Origin of the sequence: Paraliobacillus ryukyuensis (assembly GCF_003315295.1) — a bacterium.
GTDB classification, from domain to species: domain Bacteria; phylum Bacillota; class Bacilli; order Bacillales; family Amphibacillaceae; genus Paraliobacillus; species Paraliobacillus ryukyuensis.
The window spans coordinates 29,562-46,453 of sequence record NZ_QNRI01000006.1 but is presented as its reverse complement, the minus strand read 5'-3'; the positions used below and the strand labels follow the sequence as shown (position 1 = coordinate 46,453).

Annotated in this window: 19 protein-coding genes and 1 tRNA gene; 2 read left to right on the top strand and 18 right to left on the bottom strand. The window is 36.4% G+C overall.

Annotated elements, in window-relative coordinates; genetic code table 11:
- Nucleotides 1-21 precede the first annotated feature (21 nt).
- The 11 genes from gpmI to DES48_RS09835 all read right to left on the bottom strand — a co-directional run bounded on the left by gpmI (nt 22) and on the right by DES48_RS09835 (nt 8,979).
- On the bottom strand, nt 22-1,560 hold the full coding sequence (gene gpmI / locus DES48_RS09885) for a 2,3-bisphosphoglycerate-independent phosphoglycerate mutase (RefSeq protein ID WP_079710864.1): 1,539 nt from the start codon (nt 1,558-1,560) through the stop codon (nt 22-24).
- The gene (tpiA, locus tag DES48_RS09880) at nt 1,557-2,315 is read right to left on the bottom strand and encodes a triose-phosphate isomerase (protein WP_113868862.1); all 759 of its coding nucleotides are present in this window, start codon (nt 2,313-2,315) and stop codon (nt 1,557-1,559) included. The genes gpmI and tpiA overlap by 4 nt, the downstream gene beginning before the upstream one ends.
- A 20-nt stretch (nt 2,316-2,335) precedes the next feature.
- A complete protein-coding gene (locus DES48_RS09875; RefSeq protein ID WP_079710862.1) occupies nt 2,336-3,517 on the bottom strand; it encodes a phosphoglycerate kinase in 1,182 nt (393 codons plus the stop codon).
- A 126-nt stretch (nt 3,518-3,643) separates the two neighbouring features.
- Nucleotides 3,644-4,651 (bottom strand): type I glyceraldehyde-3-phosphate dehydrogenase, encoded by a 1,008-nt coding sequence (gene gap, locus DES48_RS09870; RefSeq protein ID WP_079710861.1) that lies wholly within the window; start codon nt 4,649-4,651, stop codon nt 3,644-3,646.
- A 31-nt stretch (nt 4,652-4,682) separates the two neighbouring features.
- Nucleotides 4,683-5,711, bottom strand: coding sequence for a sugar-binding transcriptional regulator (locus DES48_RS09865; RefSeq protein WP_079710860.1), 1,029 nt, complete (start codon nt 5,709-5,711; stop codon nt 4,683-4,685).
- 350 nt (nt 5,712-6,061) lie between these two features.
- Nucleotides 6,062-7,027: an L-lactate dehydrogenase gene (locus DES48_RS09860; protein ID WP_113868860.1), complete on the bottom strand. Its 966-nt coding sequence runs from the start codon at nt 7,025-7,027 to the stop codon at nt 6,062-6,064.
- 178 nt (nt 7,028-7,205) lie between these two features.
- Nucleotides 7,206-7,388 carry a hypothetical protein gene (locus DES48_RS09855; protein ID WP_079710858.1) on the bottom strand — a complete coding sequence of 61 codons (183 nt, stop codon included), beginning with the start codon at nt 7,386-7,388 and terminating at the stop codon, nt 7,206-7,208.
- A 205-nt stretch (nt 7,389-7,593) separates the two neighbouring features.
- Complete coding sequence (locus DES48_RS09850; protein WP_113868858.1) at nt 7,594-7,776, bottom strand: hypothetical protein; 183 nt, start codon at nt 7,774-7,776, stop codon at nt 7,594-7,596.
- 181 nt (nt 7,777-7,957) lie between these two features.
- On the bottom strand, nt 7,958-8,116 hold the full coding sequence (gene sspO / locus DES48_RS09845; RefSeq protein WP_079710856.1) for a small acid-soluble spore protein O: 159 nt from the start codon (nt 8,114-8,116) through the stop codon (nt 7,958-7,960).
- A 59-nt stretch (nt 8,117-8,175) separates the two neighbouring features.
- Nucleotides 8,176-8,475, bottom strand: a complete 300-nt coding sequence (locus DES48_RS09840; RefSeq protein ID WP_079710855.1) for a hypothetical protein — start codon at nt 8,473-8,475, stop codon at nt 8,176-8,178.
- A gap of 255 nt (nt 8,476-8,730) precedes the next feature.
- Nucleotides 8,731-8,979 (bottom strand): hypothetical protein, encoded by a 249-nt coding sequence (locus tag DES48_RS09835; RefSeq protein WP_113868856.1) that lies wholly within the window; start codon nt 8,977-8,979, stop codon nt 8,731-8,733.
- 61 nt (nt 8,980-9,040) lie between these two features.
- Here DES48_RS09835 and DES48_RS16620 point away from each other — a divergent pair, with 61 nt between their 5' ends.
- Nucleotides 9,041-9,229, top strand: a complete 189-nt coding sequence (locus DES48_RS16620) for an HPr family phosphocarrier protein (protein WP_113868854.1) — start codon at nt 9,041-9,043, stop codon at nt 9,227-9,229.
- A gap of 382 nt (nt 9,230-9,611) precedes the next feature.
- Here DES48_RS16620 and clpP read toward each other — a convergent pair whose 3' ends face one another.
- Nucleotides 9,612-10,202 (bottom strand): ATP-dependent Clp endopeptidase proteolytic subunit ClpP, encoded by a 591-nt coding sequence (gene clpP, locus DES48_RS09825; protein WP_079710852.1) that lies wholly within the window; start codon nt 10,200-10,202, stop codon nt 9,612-9,614.
- Nucleotides 10,203-10,497: 295 nt separating this feature from the next.
- Between clpP and DES48_RS09820 the strand changes: the two genes are divergently transcribed.
- Nucleotides 10,498-10,570: transfer RNA gene (locus tag DES48_RS09820), tRNA-Arg, on the top strand.
- Between the two features lie 577 nt (nt 10,571-11,147).
- On the opposite strand, the gene whiA is transcribed toward DES48_RS09820, so the two are convergent.
- From whiA to DES48_RS09785, 6 genes are all read right to left on the bottom strand, one after another.
- A complete protein-coding gene (gene whiA / locus DES48_RS09810) occupies nt 11,148-12,098 on the bottom strand; it encodes a DNA-binding protein WhiA (RefSeq protein ID WP_079710849.1) in 951 nt (316 codons plus the stop codon).
- A 33-nt stretch (nt 12,099-12,131) separates the two neighbouring features.
- The gene (locus DES48_RS09805) at nt 12,132-13,097 is read right to left on the bottom strand and encodes a gluconeogenesis factor YvcK family protein (protein ID WP_113868850.1); all 966 of its coding nucleotides are present in this window, start codon (nt 13,095-13,097) and stop codon (nt 12,132-12,134) included.
- A complete protein-coding gene (gene rapZ / locus DES48_RS09800) occupies nt 13,097-13,978 on the bottom strand; it encodes an RNase adapter RapZ (RefSeq protein WP_079710847.1) in 882 nt (293 codons plus the stop codon). The genes DES48_RS09805 and rapZ overlap by 1 nt, the downstream gene beginning before the upstream one ends.
- A 26-nt stretch (nt 13,979-14,004) precedes the next feature.
- Entirely contained in the window at nt 14,005-14,448 is a 444-nt protein-coding gene (locus DES48_RS09795) for an 8-oxo-dGTP diphosphatase (RefSeq protein WP_342769945.1), read from the bottom strand.
- Nucleotides 14,449-14,740: 292 nt separating this feature from the next.
- On the bottom strand, nt 14,741-15,688 hold the full coding sequence (gene trxB / locus DES48_RS09790; RefSeq protein ID WP_113868846.1) for a thioredoxin-disulfide reductase: 948 nt from the start codon (nt 15,686-15,688) through the stop codon (nt 14,741-14,743).
- Nucleotides 15,689-15,793: 105 nt separating this feature from the next.
- On the bottom strand, nt 15,794-16,813 hold the full coding sequence (locus DES48_RS09785) for a tetratricopeptide repeat protein (RefSeq protein WP_079710844.1): 1,020 nt from the start codon (nt 16,811-16,813) through the stop codon (nt 15,794-15,796).
- Nucleotides 16,814-16,892: the final 79 nt, after the last annotated feature.

Here is a 16,892-nt window from a genome sequence, read left to right as displayed (position 1 = left end):
AAACTCTCCTTTTATTTTCAATTATTTTTTAATTAATGAACTACCTGTCATTTCTTTTGGCTTCGTAACATTTAGTAAATCTAGCATCGTCGGCGCAAGATCGCCTAGAATACCGCCATTACGCAATTCAACTCCATCTTTTGTAACAATTACTGGAACTGGATTGGTGGTATGAGCAGTCATTGGTTTACCTTCCAAAGTAATAACTTCATCAGAGTTACCATGGTCTGCGGTAATAATTGCTTCTCCACCTTTTTCAAGGATCTTATCTACAATTTTACCAAGACATTCATCAACAGCTTCAATTGCTTTAACTGTTGGTTCAAGCATACCAGAATGACCAACCATATCTGGGTTAGCAAAGTTCAAAATGATAGCATTTTGGTTACCTTCATCTAACTCTTTAAGTAGAGCATCTGTTACTTCATATGCACTCATTTCTGGCTTCAAGTCATAGGTTGCTACTTTTGGTGAATCAATTAGAATACGTTTTTCACCAGGAAATTCTTGTTCACGTCCACCACTCATAAAGAAGGTAACGTGTGGATATTTTTCTGTCTCTGCAATACGTAATTGATTAAGGTTATTTTGTGATAACACTTCACCAAGTGTATTATCTAAATTGACCGGTTTATATGCAACAAGTCCGTCGACTGTTTCACTAAACTGTGTCATGCAGACAAATTGAACGTCTTTTGGCGGATGTTCACCACGATCAAAATCACGGAAGTCATCATTTGCAAACGTACGTGAAATCTGAATGGCACGATCCGGACGGAAATTATAGAAGATAATTGAGTCTTCATCTTGGATCGTAGCTTTTGGTTGTCCATTTTCATCTGTAATAACAGATGGAATAACAAACTCATCATAGATTTCGTTTGCATAAGAATCATCGACAAGTTGGATCGGATCTTGATATTTAGGTCCTTCACCATAAACCATTGCATCATATGATTTTTTCACACGATCCCAACGTTTGTCACGATCCATGGAATAATAACGGCCAGAGATAGTAGCAAACTCTCCAACGCCTATTTCTTTCATTTTTTCTTCTGTGGCTTCAATGTATTTTTTAGCAGATTTTTGACCAACATCACGTCCATCTAAAAATCCATGAACATAAACGTTTTTCAAGCCTTGATCTGCAGCTAATTGCAAGACAGCATATAAGTGTTCAATATGACTATGAACACCACCGTCAGATAATAACCCAAACAAGTGTAGTGCTTTATTATTATCTTTCGCATGGTTGATTGCATCTAGTAATACTTTATTTTCGAAAAAGTCACCTTCACGAATAGACAAATTCACACGTGTTAAACTTTGGTACACAATACGTCCAGCACCAATGTTTAAGTGACCTACTTCGGAGTTTCCCATTTGACCTTCAGGTAGACCAACCGCTTCCCCACAAGCTGTTAATTGGTTGTGTGGGAATTGGTTCCAATAGCGATCAAAGTTAGGTGTGTTGGCATGTTTAACGGCATTCCCTTTATTTTCATCGCGTAGACCATAACCATCCAGAATGATAAGGGCAGCTAGTTTATTTTGACTCATTTTGTACCAGCCTCCACTAGTTTCAAGAATGAATCAGCTTCTAAGCTTGCGCCGCCTACTAATGCACCATCAATATCAGATTGTGCTAGTAGTTCGTCAACATTTGCTGGTTTCACACTACCGCCATATTGGATACGAACCGCTTCAGCCGCATCTGATGATACAGCTTCTGCAACAACTTTACGAATATGGGTACATACTTCATTTGCTTGTTCTGAAGTAGCTGTTTTACCCGTACCGATTGCCCAGATTGGTTCATAAGCAATAATTGTTTGTTTTACTTGATCTTCTGAAAGACCAGTTAATGCTTTTTTCACTTGATCAGCAATTAAGTCCATTGTTTGGTTGCTTTCACGTTGTTCTAATGTTTCACCAACACAAACAATTGGAGTAATACCATGATTAAAGGCAGCGTGAGCTTTCTGGTTTACTGTTTCGTCTGTTTCAGCAAAGTATTCGCGACGTTCAGAGTGGCCTAATACGACGTAAGAGACACCCAAATCTTTCAACATAACTGGGCTTACTTCTCCAGTGAATGCACCACTTTCTTCATAATGCATGTTTTGAGCAGCAACTGCTAAATCAGTTCCAGCTGTTTTTTTAACTAATGCATGAAGATAAGGGAATGGAGCACAAACAACTGATTCTACTTTATCAGCGCTTGGCACATTGTTTTTGGTAGCTTCAACGAAAGATTCTGCATCAGCTAAAACTTTGTTCATTTTCCAGTTTCCTGCAATTACTTTTTTACGCAATGTCTTCACCTCTCTACGATTTATTTATCTGTTAATGCTTCAACGCCTGGAAGTACTTTTCCTTCCATAAATTCAAGAGAAGCGCCTCCACCAGTTGAAATGTGATCCATTTTTTCTGCCATATGGAATTTTTCAACTGCAGCAGCGGAATCACCACCACCGATAATTGTATAACCTTCTGTTTGAGCTAAGGCTTCAGCAACCCCAATTGTACCTTTAGCAAATGCATCTAGTTCAAATACACCCATTGGCCCGTTCCAAATAACTAACTTGGAATCTTTTACTAATTTTTGGTATGCATCTACTGATTTTGGACCAATATCTAATGCTTCCCAATCTGTTGGAATACTATCAATATCAACGATTTGTGTATTTGCATCATTAGAGAAGTCATCAGCTACTATAGCATCGACAGGCAGTACCATATTGACACCTTTGTCTTTTGCTTTTTGCATAAATTGTTTTGCTAAATCAATTTTATCTTCTTCAAGTAATGATTTACCGATTTCATAGCCTTGTGCTTTAACAAATGTATAAGCAAGACCACCGCCAATAATTAGGTTATCAACTTTATCTAATAGATTATCGATAACACCAATTTTGTCTTTCACTTTCGCCCCACCGATAATAGCGGTAAATGGACGCTCAGGATTAGATAGTGCTTTACCTAACACTTCTAATTCTTTTTCTAAAAGAAAACCAGCTGCAGCTGTTAAATGTTCTGCCACACCAGCTGTTGAAGCATGCGCTCGGTGAGCAGCACCAAAGGCATCATTTACATAATAATCACCAATTTTAGCAAATTCGCTTGCTAATGCTGGATCATTTTTTGTTTCTCCTGGATGGAAGCGTACATTTTCAATAAGCACAACATCACCATCAGTCATTTCACTAACAGCTTTGTCAACTTCTGCGCCATATACTTCATCCGTTTTTGTAACCGTTTGACCTAGTAATTCACTAAGACGTTTTGCAACTGGGTCAAGGCGTAATTCTTCAACAACTTCCCCTTTAGGACGGCCTAAGTGGCTAGAAAGAATTACTTTTGCACCTTTTTCAACCAAATACTGAATGGTTGGTAGTGCTGCTTTAATTCGTGTATCATCCGTAACAACACCCTCACTCATTGGCACGTTAAAGTCTACACGACAAAATACTTTTTTTCCTTTTACATCTAAATCTTTAATAGTCAGTTTATTCAACTTGCTCGACCTCCTTAGCTTCATCTATATGTACAAGTATCATGTACATAACATCATTTCAGATTACACATGACTTGAAAAATGGGAGGAGGATTGCCCCCCTCCCACATGATTGTCCTTTATTAATTAAAGACCTTGTTTTTTAAGATATACAGCTAAGTCTACACAACGAGTAGAGTATCCCATTTCATTGTCATACCAAGAAACAACTTTTACCATGTTTCCTTCCATAACAAGTGTAGAAATTCCGTCAACTGTTGAAGAATTTGTGTTTCCAATATAATCAACAGATACTAGTGGCTCGTCACTATATCCAAGAATACCTTTTAAGTCGCCTTCTGCCGCTTCTTTAAGTGCAGCATTAACTTCTTCTGCAGTTACATCTTTATCAAGTTCAGCAACTAAGTCAACAAGTGAGCCGTCTGGAGTAGGTACACGCATAGCCATACCATTTAGTTTTCCTTCTAATTCAGGAAGCACTAAAGATACTGCTTTTGCAGCTCCAGTAGTTGTTGGGATGATGCTTTCACCAGCTGCACGCGCACGACGATAATCTTTATGAGGTAAGTCTAAGATTTGTTGGTCGTTTGTATAAGAGTGTACAGTTGTCATCATACCGCGTTTGATACCAAATTTGTCATTAAGTACTTTCGCAAATGGTGCAAGACAGTTTGTTGTACATGAAGCATTAGAGATAACATGATGGCTAGCAGCATCATATTTGTCTTCGTTAACACCCATAACAACAGTGATATCTTCATTTTTAGCAGGTGCAGAGATAACTACTTTTTTCGCACCAGCATCAAGGTGTTTCTTAGCATCTTCACGTTTAGTGAAAATACCAGTAGATTCGATAACGATTTCTACGCCTAAGTCTCCCCATCCTAAGTTAGCTGGATCTCTTTCAGAAAGTACTTTGATTTCTTTTCCGCCAACTACAAGATTTGAACCATTAACGGAAACTTCTTGTTCTAATTTTCCGTGAACAGAATCATATTTCAATAGATGAGCAAGCATGTTAGCATCAGTTAAATCATTTACTGCCACTACTTCTACCTCATCATTATTTAGCGCTTGACGGAATACGTTACGGCCGATACGACCAAAACCATTAATACCTACTTTTACAGTCATTCTTGTTTCCTCCTTGTAAATATAATTATAATTAAAGGGAAAATCCCTTTATTAACTCTTTTGCTGCAGCTTCATCTGTAATGAGTACACTACTTTTCCCCTGCTTAAAATAGGAATGAATCGCTTTTGCCTTCGATTTACCACCTGCTACAGCGATAACACTTTTTATTTTAGACAAATCTTCTAATTGCATTCCTACTGTTCGAACTTTATGAATTACTTCGCCTGTGTCGTCGAAATAATATCCAAAAGCCTCACTTACTGCATTACCCGATTGAATCTTATGTAAAACCTCTTCTGATGCTTTACGCCGCTTAGCCATAGTTAATGCATCTCCTATACCGTGTACGACAACATTAGCTTGTCTAATGTTGTGTAAAATTTCTTTCACGGAAGGCTCTTCGATAATTGATTGATATGTATCCTCACTAAGTGGATCTGGTACATAAAGCAAGCGATAATCCCCATTTGCTTTTTTAGCCATTTCAGCACATATCGTATTGGCTTGATTCTCCACTCGCTCTCCTAGACCACCTCTTGCAGGTACAAACAAACAATTAACTGCATGGTTAGAGGGTCGCATCATCTCTGCTACTGCAGTCATTGATGTTCCACCAGTAACAGCAACTGTTTGATTAGAAACTAAGATGGAATGCAAATAGTCTACTGCAGTTTTCCCCAGTTCTTGTTTAACTAGTGCATGCTCATCACTATTCCCTGGTGTTATTATAACATGTTCTAAATTTAATGTATCCTTTATTTGCTGTTCTAACACATTAAATTCAGAAAGGTCGCTCATGAAAAGCTCCAACTGTTCCAAAAGTTGATAACCACTGTTAGTAACATGCATTCCTTTTGATGTTACCTCAATCAATGCTTGGTTATTTAAGAAGTCAATTTCACTGCGTACCAGTCGTTCTTTCATGTTAATATGACCTGCAAGCGCACGACGCCCAATCGGTTCTAGCACTTGAATAAATTGTAGAATTTTATATCTCCGCTGTATGACATCAAGTAAATCAGGGAATAATTTTCTTTGTAAGTCGATTAAACTTTTCATGATTTTACTCCTTTTACAAAAAACGATCGGGGAACTTATCGTCCCTAGTAGTCATTTTTTGTCCCACATACAGCAAAAAAATCTCTACATCAATTATTGTAGCAGATGTCTGCTTTTTCCTCAACAAATTTCTCTTGATTATTCACATAAATTTTAAACCTTTATAGAGAAATATTATTGGTAATGCTTAAAGAGCAAAGAAATGACCCAGTAATTTTGGTGTGCGTATAATTTAACAACACTAGGTTCCCCAAATTAGTCTGTATTATCCATTTTGAATATATTAAAAGAGGGCCAAATAGAAAAAATATTCTTTTAGGCCCTTACGTATCATTTATCTTGTTTATATATTAAGATTTAGGCATAACATTTTCGGTCATCTCTTTTAGAATTGCTGCGGACTCTCTCAATTTCTTTAACTCATTTTCATTTAAGTCTAATTCAAGCTTCTCTCTGACGCCATACTCATTCACAACGGCTGGTATCCCCAAATACACGTTATCAATTCCGTACTCACCTTCAAACAAAGCAGATACAGTAACTATCGCATTCTCATTGTATAAAATAGCTTTTGTTAATCGTGCTAGTCCAAGCCCGATTCCATAATAGGTGGCGCCTTTTCGTTCAATGATGTGATAGGCAGCATCTCGTACATTTTCATAAATATTGATCATATCTGGATCTTTTTCAACATCTGTGATTTTACCATATTTTTCGATTGGAACACCGCCAATCTGAACATGGCTCCAAACGGGTAATTCTGAATCGCCATGTTCGCCAATGATATAGGCATGAACATTTCGAGAGTCCACTTGATAATATTCACTAAGAAGGTAGCGGAAACGGGCTGTATCTAGAATAGTTCCTGAACCGATCACTCGTTCCTTAGGTAAATTAGATACTTCTAAAGCAACATGTGTTAGTACATCAACAGGGTTAGTGGCAACTAATAAGATTCCTTTAAAACCACTATCCATAATGCTTGTTACGATCCCTTTCATGATTTTAGCGTTTTTTGCAGCCAAATCTAATCGTGTCTCGCCAGGTGCTTGATTTGCACCAGCTGTTATCACGACTAAATCGGCATTTTTACATTCGTCGTAATCACCTGAACGAATCTTCATTGGTGAGGCAAAGGCAAACGGCATTCCATGATTGAGATCTCGTGCTTCACCTTCGGCACGTTCTTTATTTAAATCGACAAGTACTAACTCATTAACAATACCTTGGTTCACTAAGGAATAGGCATAACTAGCTCCAACAAATCCAGTACCTATGATCACTACTTTTCTTGTTTTTGATTGATCAAACGTCATTGTTTACCCCTCCATGATTTTGTTTAGTTTAACTCTCCTTAACAAGGACTTTATTCTTACATTACCCTATTGCATAAAGAAGTATGCTTTATGTATATTTATCTAACTTATTTCCTGATATTGTAAAAAAGTTTACAAAAGGCACGTAGTTAGTGGACACGTGCAACCCAGGCATAAATTAATTTTTGGCAAGACGAATGCTTTTTAATGATATATTTATTCGTAGTAGATAAGCAAAGTATCCTATTAAAATAATACTTGCTGCATATTGCCAGATAGCTGAAAATTCATAGATGTCTTGCAAAGCATTTGCTTCCCACAAAATCAGAAGTGAAATTAATACCCAATAAACGTATTTCATTCACTCACCCCCAAAATATTGTCTAAATTTAGACATATATACAAAATACCCTATTTATCTCTTTTATAAAACAAGGATATTTATTTAAATTCATTATAAACGATACAGACCAAAAATTAAATAACCTATCCAAAGTGGCAAATGAAATAAAGCATCACTCAGAGGATGAGTGATGCTCTCGGAAAACGTATGTAGCGGTTACTTGTTAAGCAAAACGAGAAGGAGAGGAGCAAGAGGACAAATTCTGCTCAAGGCCATTTTGCTTTTGTTCTAATGCTTTTAACCGTTGATTAGTAGTAGCGATTATGGAAACCAATTGAGCAATGGTCTGCTCCTGTTGTTGCATCTTTCGTTGTAGCTCAAACACGTCCAGTTCTTTATTAATCATGATACATACGCCTCCTTATGGTGTGGTAATTCAGTTATAGTATATCTCCTACGCCGAAGCAACTTACAAAAAAACAAATATGAATCAACTAGGTAGAGATAATTTTAACTTTTAATAAACATGTTATTTGTTTTAAGAAGTTAGGCTTGTCTGAGAATACAAAAATTACGACAATTTGATGTTATTGACGTTTTTTGGTTTTTTTATTGTGTTGCTTTTCGTTTTGGGTTAGTGGTTCATTAGCGAATTCATGATCAAATTCAGTCGGTAAGGTTTCTTTGATTGCTTGTTCGTCACTAAAACCTGTTGCTCTTTTTTCTTTTTTCTTTTTCTTAGCCAAAAAAATCACCTCCACAATTAATTTGTGTAGATGATTGGAAAATATACGCAGTAAAAAAATTAAGAAGTTAAATGTTGAAATTGCTTGGAGTGCTCAATGGCGAACGTAAGGATTTGGTGATAAGTGAGTGGAGAAGTTGTTGCTTCCGTCAGATGATAGATTTTGGTTGTTCCTTCATCAATAACCCTTACTCTTTCTCCACCTCGAGCATAGATAGTTACGTAAAGGAAAGGATCAACTAAATTATTCTCTTCAATGAATTTTTGGGGAAAATCTGCCTTAATAAGCATGCGATCTTCTACTCTTGTTAGTGATAATTGGCTATATAATTGCAAATTATCAATTGCATTTAAATACATACTCTGTCACCACCTCATTACCATTTTTATGCATTCAGTATAACATATAATTTTCTTCACATAACATATATTAATGGAAAAAATAAAATTGAAGCCTCACTACCATTTATTTTATTAATAGATGGAAGTGAATATTACAATTAACAACACCAATACTAATTTAAGTGCAACTCGTTAGCTTCAATCTCTTGCTTAGTAAACCTACTAAAAAAGCAAGTACACTTGAACGATGAATCAGGTGTACTTGCTTTTTCTTTATTGCATCAAATGATTAATGTTTCGTCTAAGATCATGCAATTGCTCATAGGATTGTTGCCATTGTGGATTTGTAAGTGCATCACTTTCCGTCGCCTTTACTTCTTCTAATTGTGCTTCTATCTCTTTTAATTGCATAATGGCATTTTGCAACGCTTCCTTTTTACTTTGCGATACGATCATTTGTTGTTGTGTTCCCTGCAATTGCTGGCTAATATGATCAAGTTTATGTTGAATACTTGATTGCATTGCATACACTCCTTTTTATTTCGATTAGTTTTCTTGTTAGTTATTCCATTTTTATTTATGCATATACTTTTTTACTTCGGAAATCTTTGTAGTAAAAAATAATAGGAGAGTAAATGCTAAAAGGATGCTAGGACTAATCAGTTTAGGAATTAAAGAAGGATACACTATAAACTTAATTGCAGGTGGTAGTGATGAAGACAAGGCACTGGAGACATTGATTGACTTTTTAGAAAAGCTTTTAAATGATTAATTGAAAAACGAGACTGGGCCAAAGCTAATTTTTAACTACAGTATACGAATGATTGAGGAGAGCTTAGCCATCGCAACTGGAAATACACTCGCGTTCTGCGGGCACGGCCTCGGGCACACAGGACGTGGGTCAGTTAGACATTGTCACAGGACGTGACGGTTTTCGTCTAACTTCTAGCCGCTTTACAAAGTGGAACTTCGGCTCGTGGGACTGCGATTACTCGCCCCATCGAAAACATGCACTGTTTCCGCTAGAGTCTCGTATATTTCCAGTTACTTAGTTATGTTTTCTAACTAAAACGAACGATGGATAAAATAGGTTATCCATCGTTCGTTTATCAGGGATCTTCATTCACTTTTGTCCCAGTCTCGTTTCACTTTATTTATTCAGTAGGTTTCTTTTCCATTACTTTATCAATTAAACCATATTCTTTTGCTTTTTCAGCTATCATGAAGTTATCACGATCTGTATCTCTTTCGATAACTTCAATTGGTTGACCTGTACGTTCAGATAAAATTTGATTTAATTTTTTACGCATTTCGATAATTCGATTAGCATGGATTTGAATATCAGAAGCTTGACCTTGGGTACCACCTAAAGGTTGGTGAATCATTACTTCACTATTAGGTAACGCATAACGTTTTCCTGGTGCACCAGCTGTTAATAGAAATGCTCCCATTGATGCAGCCATACCAACACAGATAGTAGAAACATCTGGTTTGATAAATTGCATCGTATCATAAATAGCCATTCCAGCCGTAATTGAACCACCTGGTGAATTAATGTAAATAGATATATCTTTATCTGGGCTTTCTGCTTCTAGAAAGAGAAGCTGTGCAACAATACTGTTCGCCACATTATCATCAATAGCACTTCCTAACATAATAATTCGGTCTTTTAACAGACGTGAATAAATATCATATGCACGTTCTCCGCGGTTTGTTTGTTCAATTACTGTAGGTATTAAATTCATCTAACATCTTCCTCCTTCAACATTTTCACTACATTTGTTAGTGAAAAATAATTTCTATGTACATAGTACCTAAAAGGTCAATAAAGGTCAAACAAAACACATGGTCATTTGCCTTTTATTTTTTAGCTACAAGTATTTTACCCATCTACTTGGTAAAATAAACCTTGTACTAGTATAGCAGAGAATAATAATTTTATGAATGGTTTCCTGGTCTTCTCCTTTTTAGTTAATTTATAATTGAATTACTCTCGAATATCCGTTATAATTATGTTTGTTCGTTTTTACTATTAATTATGCGCCCGTAGCTCAGGGGATAGAGCAATGGTTTCCGGTACCATGCGTCGGGGGTTCGATTCCCTCCGGGCGCGTACTCAGCCTATATTCTTTTTATAAAAAGAATGTAGGCTTTTTATTTTTTATTTGTTTATTGATTATAATTAATTACCTGCGTTATCCATAGCTTAGCAATGGACATACATCATTAACATATGACTTTCGGCAATGTATGCATCATCTATTACTGCATTTTGACCATTATAAACTTTACGATACATGGTCTTATGCCTGACATAGCCACCCCAAAATTCATGTGTAATACGATGGTATTTCTCGTATTCTTCATAACTCATTATCACTGAATTTAATGCACGCCATGCCCCCACCCAAATGAAAGGGATAGGCTTCTCTGTCAAAATGAGAAACCTATTTGTTCTTTCCAAACAACCAATCCATTCTTCGTTTGAATCGAAAATATTTTGTTCCTAACTATTTTCTTAACTTGCTTCTTTGTTTTGGCTTTATCTTATTCGATTGGAGCCAATTCCACTACAACATTATTCCCCTCTATTCTTTTTCTAACATTACATAACATACGATGCTAGTCGGTGCTATTCCTGCTTAATCCGGATTTAATTAAATAAAAAAAGAAGCACAATATCTGCGCTTCTAACTCTGTTGTATCGGTTGTTCTCTTCTTACTTGTTCAGCGAATTGATCAATTTTTTTCAATCGGTGGTTAATGCCAGACTTACTAATTTTCCCACCACTAACAAACTCACCTAATTCTTTTAATGAGACATCTTGATGCTGAACACGAAGTTTGGCAATCTCTTGTAACTTATCTGGTAATGCTTCTAAGCCAACCGTACGTTCAATAAATTTGATGTTTTCTACTTGGCGAAAAGCAGCGCCAATCGTTTTATTAAGATTTGCAGTTTCACAATTAACTAACCGATTAACAGAATTACGCATGTCCCGCATAATACGGACATCTTCGAATTTTAATAATGCTTGATGTGCACCCATATAATTAAAAAATTCCGTTATTTTTTCTGCTTCTTTGATATAAGTAATATAGCCACTTCTTCTTTCTAATTTTCTTGCATGCAAATCAAATGAATTTACAAGATCACATAGTGAATCATTGTGTTCTTGATAGGCATTAGAAATCTCTAGATGATAGGAAGAAGTCTCTGGATTATTGACTGACCCACCAGCAAGAAAAGCTCCTCTTAAATAAGCGCGCTTACAGCAATCAGATTGCAGATATTTAGAAGAGATGGCTCTTACTAAAGAAAATGGCTCTTGTAGTATGTTTAATTCCGTTAGAAGTTTATGGGCGCCTTCTGCCATTCGAACAATGTAAACATTATTTTTTTTCAATTTCATTTTTTTTCGAACAAGTAATTTGATCGGATAGTGATATAAAGATTTTAACAGGGTATATATTCGACGTGCGATCGCAGCATTTTCTGTTTGAACATCTAATACATAATCTTGTCTTGATAACGAGATGGTGCCGTTCATTCGAATCAATGCTGCAAGTTCAGCTTCAGCACAGCATCCTTTTGTCTCTATTTGGGTCAATTCTTTTTTTATTTCGGATGCAAATGACATTTCTTCACCTTCCCAACTTATTCTTTTGTTTCATCATATTAACGAACTAAGAAGCTTCGCTACTTTCCCCGTATCGTGTCGCAACATTTTTTGGGAATGATCAATAATATCTGCTTCTATTATTTCTAATCCCATTTGTTGTAAGCGATCAATATCATAAACAACTGGGGAAGCATTTTCTTCTGCATATTTTTTTCGGTATTCTTCTTCAATCGGTTTGTTATGCACTAAAATAGAATGCACACATCCCTCGCCAATATGATCTACAATAGCCTCGATATGATCAGCTGCGGTATAATTCGTTGTTTCTCCTGCTTGAGTCATTACATTACATACGTAAATAACCTTTCCTTCTGTTTGTTGCAAAGCTTCGCCAATTTCAGGTACGACTAAATTAGGCATCGTACTAGTATATAAACTACCTGGAGCAATCACAACAAGATCTGCCTGCTTAATGGAATGGATGGCATCTGGTAGCGGTAGTACCGGATCAGGTTGCAAGAACACACGTTTAATTCCTTTATTCGCTAACGGAATATTAGATTCTCCTGCAATGATTTCACCGTCTTCCATCTCTGCATGCAAAAACATATTTTGATTGGCAATAGGATAAATGTTCCCTTTCACATTTAGTACACGTGAAATTTCTTTTATACCATTATAAAAATCTCCGGTAATGGAGGTCATTGCAGCCAATAATAAATTACCCATCGAATGGCCAGATAATCCATTTTTATTCTCAAGGCGATGCTCAAATCGATGTTGAAACAACTTTAACAACAGAGGCTCGACTTCGGACATTGCTGCAATAACATTACGAATATCACCTGGTGCTGGCATAGCCATTTCTGTTCGTAATCGTCCAGAACTTCCACCATCATCAGCAACTGTTACAATAGCTGATAAGTCGATCGGATACTCTTTTAAACCTCGCAAAAGAACAGGCATACCAGTTCCTCCACCTAATACAACAATATTTTTTTTTCGGTTCATATGCATTACTTTCCCTTTCTCTTATCGATGTCACGATGACTAACATGCGTGACATACTGACCAGAAAAATGATGTTTCAAATGTTCCGCAATCGCTACAGAACGGTGTTGTCCACCCGTACAACCAATAGCAATAACGAGTTGGCTTTTTCCTTCTTTTTTGTATTGCGGAAGCATAAATGTTAGTAAGTCAGTTACTTTTTCGATAAATTTTTGCGTGTCAGACCACTTAAATACATACGAAGAGACTTCAGAATTTAAGCCGGTTAATGGCTGTAATTGTTCGACATAATGGGGATTTGGTAAAAAACGAACATCAAACACCAAATCAGCGTCAATCGGTAATCCATATTTAAAACCAAATGATAACGTATGAACAGCGAAGACCTCTTGTTCCGGTTCACCATACTTATCTACTATTTTTTCTCGAAGTGCCTTCGGTTTTAGGTTTGTTGTATTGATAAAATGTTGCGCTCGCCCTCGTAGTTCATCTAGCATCTTTCTTTCTTGCGTAATTCCTTCTAGCGGTAAACCATCTGGAGCCAAAGGATGCGATCGTCGCGTTTCTTTATAGCGAGAAACCAAAGTTTCATCTTTTGCATCTAAGAATAGAATATGCTCTTCTAGCCAATCCGCTTTTGCTAATTGATCTAGTGATTCAAATAATGTATCAAAGAATTCTCTACCTCTTAAATCCATTACTAATGCCACTTGTTGGATGTTATTACTGGCATCTTTCATTAAATCTAAAAATTTAGGCAATAACGCTGGTGGTAAATTATCTACACAATAATAACCCAAATCTTCAAAACTTTGCACCGCTACTGTTTTACCAGCTCCCGACATTCCGGTAATAATGACTAGCTTAATTTCTTGTTCCTTTGACATCGATCATTCCCCCGTTCATTTACAATTCAAGCAAATGCGTAATGTGTTAATTGGTAGTCTGGTTGATATTCAAAAGTACCATATAATATGTCATTTTGAAACAAGATATGCTGATGAATAAATTTATCACTAGGCGCTGTCGGTAAGTTAGCAATATCCTCAACCGGTACCCATTCTAACTCTCCTTCATTGGATTGAGGTATTAACTCTCCTTTGAAATCATGACAAAGAAACGTATACATCATCCATTCACTTTCGATTATGCCTGCTTCCCGTCTAAGCATAGTAAAAATACCTCTTACTTCTGGATTAATGAGATGTAAGCCGGTTTCTTCATGAAATTCTCTTATAACAGATTCTTTAATATTTTCTCCTTGTTCCATTTTCCCACCTGGCATGGCATACCAGCCTTTACTAGGTTTTTTTAACAACAATATATGATTATCATGTCTTAATATACAGTTTGTCACACGTTGCAATCTAACTCACTCATTTCTGCACAATATGTGTATATTATACTATATTTGAGTTTGTCTATCTAACTTTAGCTACGGCGTGAAACAAATTTTTCATTTTTCTCTGGATTATCAAAGGGATTCAACTGGGATTAGACAAAAAAATACACAGGCTATGATAACCTGTGTAGCTATATTTATTAAAAGGGGGTCAATTAGTTAATATCATTATAACCCTTTTATATTTCGTGCATGTTACAAGGGAATTAAAAAGTAATTACTTTATATTGCGATTGATGACAAAGGATTAGACGGTTTTTAATGAGTCTTTTAATTCTTCTATATAAGACTGAGCCGCCTGTGCTGCAATGCTTCCATCACCTGTAGCTGTAACAATTTGACGTAGTTCTTTTTCTCGAATGTCCCCAGCTGCAAAAACACCTGGTATAGACGTTTCCATTTTTTCATTGGTAGGAATGTAACCTTCTTCATTCGTGATACCAAGTGATTTAAATGGTTCACTTAATGGAATCATTCCAATATAAATAAACGTACCATCTGCTGGATGTTCATATTCTTCGCCTGTTTTCTTATTTAACAGGGCCAAGCTACTCACTTTACCGTCTTTCCCATTAATTTCTTTCACGATTGTATCCCAAATAAAATCTACTTTTTCATTATCAAATGCACGATCTTGAAGAATTTTTTGGGCACGAAGTTCATCACGACGGTGCACAATCGTTACCTTGCTCGCAAATCTTGTAAGGTATACCCCTTCTTCTACAGCAGAGTCTCCTCCACCAATAACCATTAGTTCTTTCTCTTTGAAAAAGGCGCCATCACACACGGCACAATAAGATACACCACGACCACTAAACTCTTCTTCACCTGGTACACCTAATTTTTTGTACTGCGCACCTGTGGTGATTATTAGTGTTCTTGTTTTGTATTCTTTTGAACCAGCAATGACTGTTTTGTATTCTTTTCCGTCAATTACTTCTTTAATATCACCGTAAGCATAAACTGCCCCAAATTTTTTAGCGTGGTCAAACATTTTATTAGATAAATCAGGACCTAAGATACTTTCATATCCAGGATAATTTTCTACATCTTCTGTATTAGCCATTTGTCCGCCAGGGATCCCACGCTCCAACATTAATGTATCTAAGTTCGCACGAGAAGTATACACAGCCGCGGTCATACCAGCTGGACCAGCTCCAGCAATAATTACATCATAAATTCTTTCTTCTTCCATTGTGTTTCATCCTTTCAAAAAAATCAATTCGGAATGAATGCTATACCCATTATCGTATGTTCTGCATGTGTAGTCCACTAATCTGCTTACGAATCTGTCACTTTGCTATTCGCCTGTCTCCCAAGGTGCTTGCTCCTGTAATAGGATTGCATGAATCTTCTTTCCTTCATCCCATAGGCGTTGTGCACGATTTATATCCCCCATTTGGTAGGAAACCTTAGCAAAATATCTGTAGTAATTAATATGCCCTTTTAAGCGTGCTTTAGCCAAGCTAAGAAACCTTCCATAAGCACTATCTGGACAACCAACATGTGCAAAAGCAATCGCAATCCGTAACTTTTGTTGTTCATGAATTGGATATACATTCGTTAATAACTGTTTTACTTGTGTAACCAATTCTTGTTTGCCTTGTTCATAATAAAATATCATTAAATTAGTGAGACTGAAAATAGACGAGGGATGTTTCGCTATCCAAGTTTCCTCTAGATGAATTGCTTCTCGTTGTTCACCTGAAAAGAATAATGCATATGCATATTCATGTTTAGCAGTCATATGATCTGGGAATATCGCCATCATCTCTTGTAATAATGGTATTGCTTTTTGCCATTCTTTTCGCTCGATATAATAAAAGGCTGTTTCTTGGTACATAAGCAGTTCTTCTTCCTCTGCATCTAACCAGTCATCATCCATATCATCTTCACTTATTTCCAAAATCGCAACCAATTGTTCAGCTTCTTCTTTAAATTCTCCGTCAGAATCTTTTTCAATATACATTTTTGCGTATTTTTGTGCATCGACAGGTAATCCTAGATGAGCATAATTATTCGCCAAAAAATAGTAACAATCTGTATATGCATCACCTTGTTGTTCTAAAACCTCAAGCAAAATTTGGTTGGCAGCATGGTAAGCGCCGACCTCGGTATAGATAATCGACATCTGACACGGATATAGTGGTTCCATTGGGTTTGTATCTATCGCTTTTCTAAGCCATTTTAAAGCCATATCAAATTTTCTTTTCTGAAAAGCTTGAACACCCTTCGAAAAATAAAAATCGTCCTCAGGAATAAAAGGAATGACATTATTGCTTACTGATCGATTTTCTTTACTTTCTGTTGTCTGACTCATATGTCTCCCTCCTTTGTTTCAGGACAATTACACCGTATGAAGTATATCACATATTTACACTTCTTCCTATAACAATCAG

What these genes read in the sequence shown, in the direction of transcription:
- whiA (WP_079710849.1), bottom strand. Translation starts at nt 12,098, where the DNA reads ATGTCATTTGCATCCGAAATAAAAAAAGAATTGACCCAAATAGAGACA.
- DES48_RS09835 (WP_113868856.1), bottom strand. Translation starts at nt 8,979, where the DNA reads ATGCAATCAAGTATTCAACATAAACTTGATCATATTAGCCAGCAATTG.
- clpP (WP_079710852.1), bottom strand. Translation starts at nt 10,202, where the DNA reads ATGAATTTAATACCTACAGTAATTGAACAAACAAACCGCGGAGAACGT.
- DES48_RS09805 (WP_113868850.1), bottom strand. Translation starts at nt 13,097, where the DNA reads ATGCATATGAACCGAAAAAAAAATATTGTTGTATTAGGTGGAGGAACT.
- DES48_RS09840 (WP_079710855.1), bottom strand. Translation starts at nt 8,475, where the DNA reads ATGTATTTAAATGCAATTGATAATTTGCAATTATATAGCCAATTATCA.
- DES48_RS09865 (WP_079710860.1), bottom strand. Translation starts at nt 5,711, where the DNA reads ATGAAAAGTTTAATCGACTTACAAAGAAAATTATTCCCTGATTTACTT.
- DES48_RS09855 (WP_079710858.1), bottom strand. Translation starts at nt 7,388, where the DNA reads ATGAAATACGTTTATTGGGTATTAATTTCACTTCTGATTTTGTGGGAA.
- DES48_RS09785 (WP_079710844.1), bottom strand. Translation starts at nt 16,813, where the DNA reads ATGAGTCAGACAACAGAAAGTAAAGAAAATCGATCAGTAAGCAATAAT.
- DES48_RS09850 (WP_113868858.1), bottom strand. Translation starts at nt 7,776, where the DNA reads ATGATTAATAAAGAACTGGACGTGTTTGAGCTACAACGAAAGATGCAA.
- gap (WP_079710861.1), bottom strand. Translation starts at nt 4,651, where the DNA reads ATGACTGTAAAAGTAGGTATTAATGGTTTTGGTCGTATCGGCCGTAAC.
- DES48_RS09860 (WP_113868860.1), bottom strand. Translation starts at nt 7,027, where the DNA reads ATGACGTTTGATCAATCAAAAACAAGAAAAGTAGTGATCATAGGTACT.
- trxB (WP_113868846.1), bottom strand. Translation starts at nt 15,688, where the DNA reads ATGGAAGAAGAAAGAATTTATGATGTAATTATTGCTGGAGCTGGTCCA.
- rapZ (WP_079710847.1), bottom strand. Translation starts at nt 13,978, where the DNA reads ATGTCAAAGGAACAAGAAATTAAGCTAGTCATTATTACCGGAATGTCG.
- gpmI (WP_079710864.1), bottom strand. Translation starts at nt 1,560, where the DNA reads ATGAGTCAAAATAAACTAGCTGCCCTTATCATTCTGGATGGTTATGGT.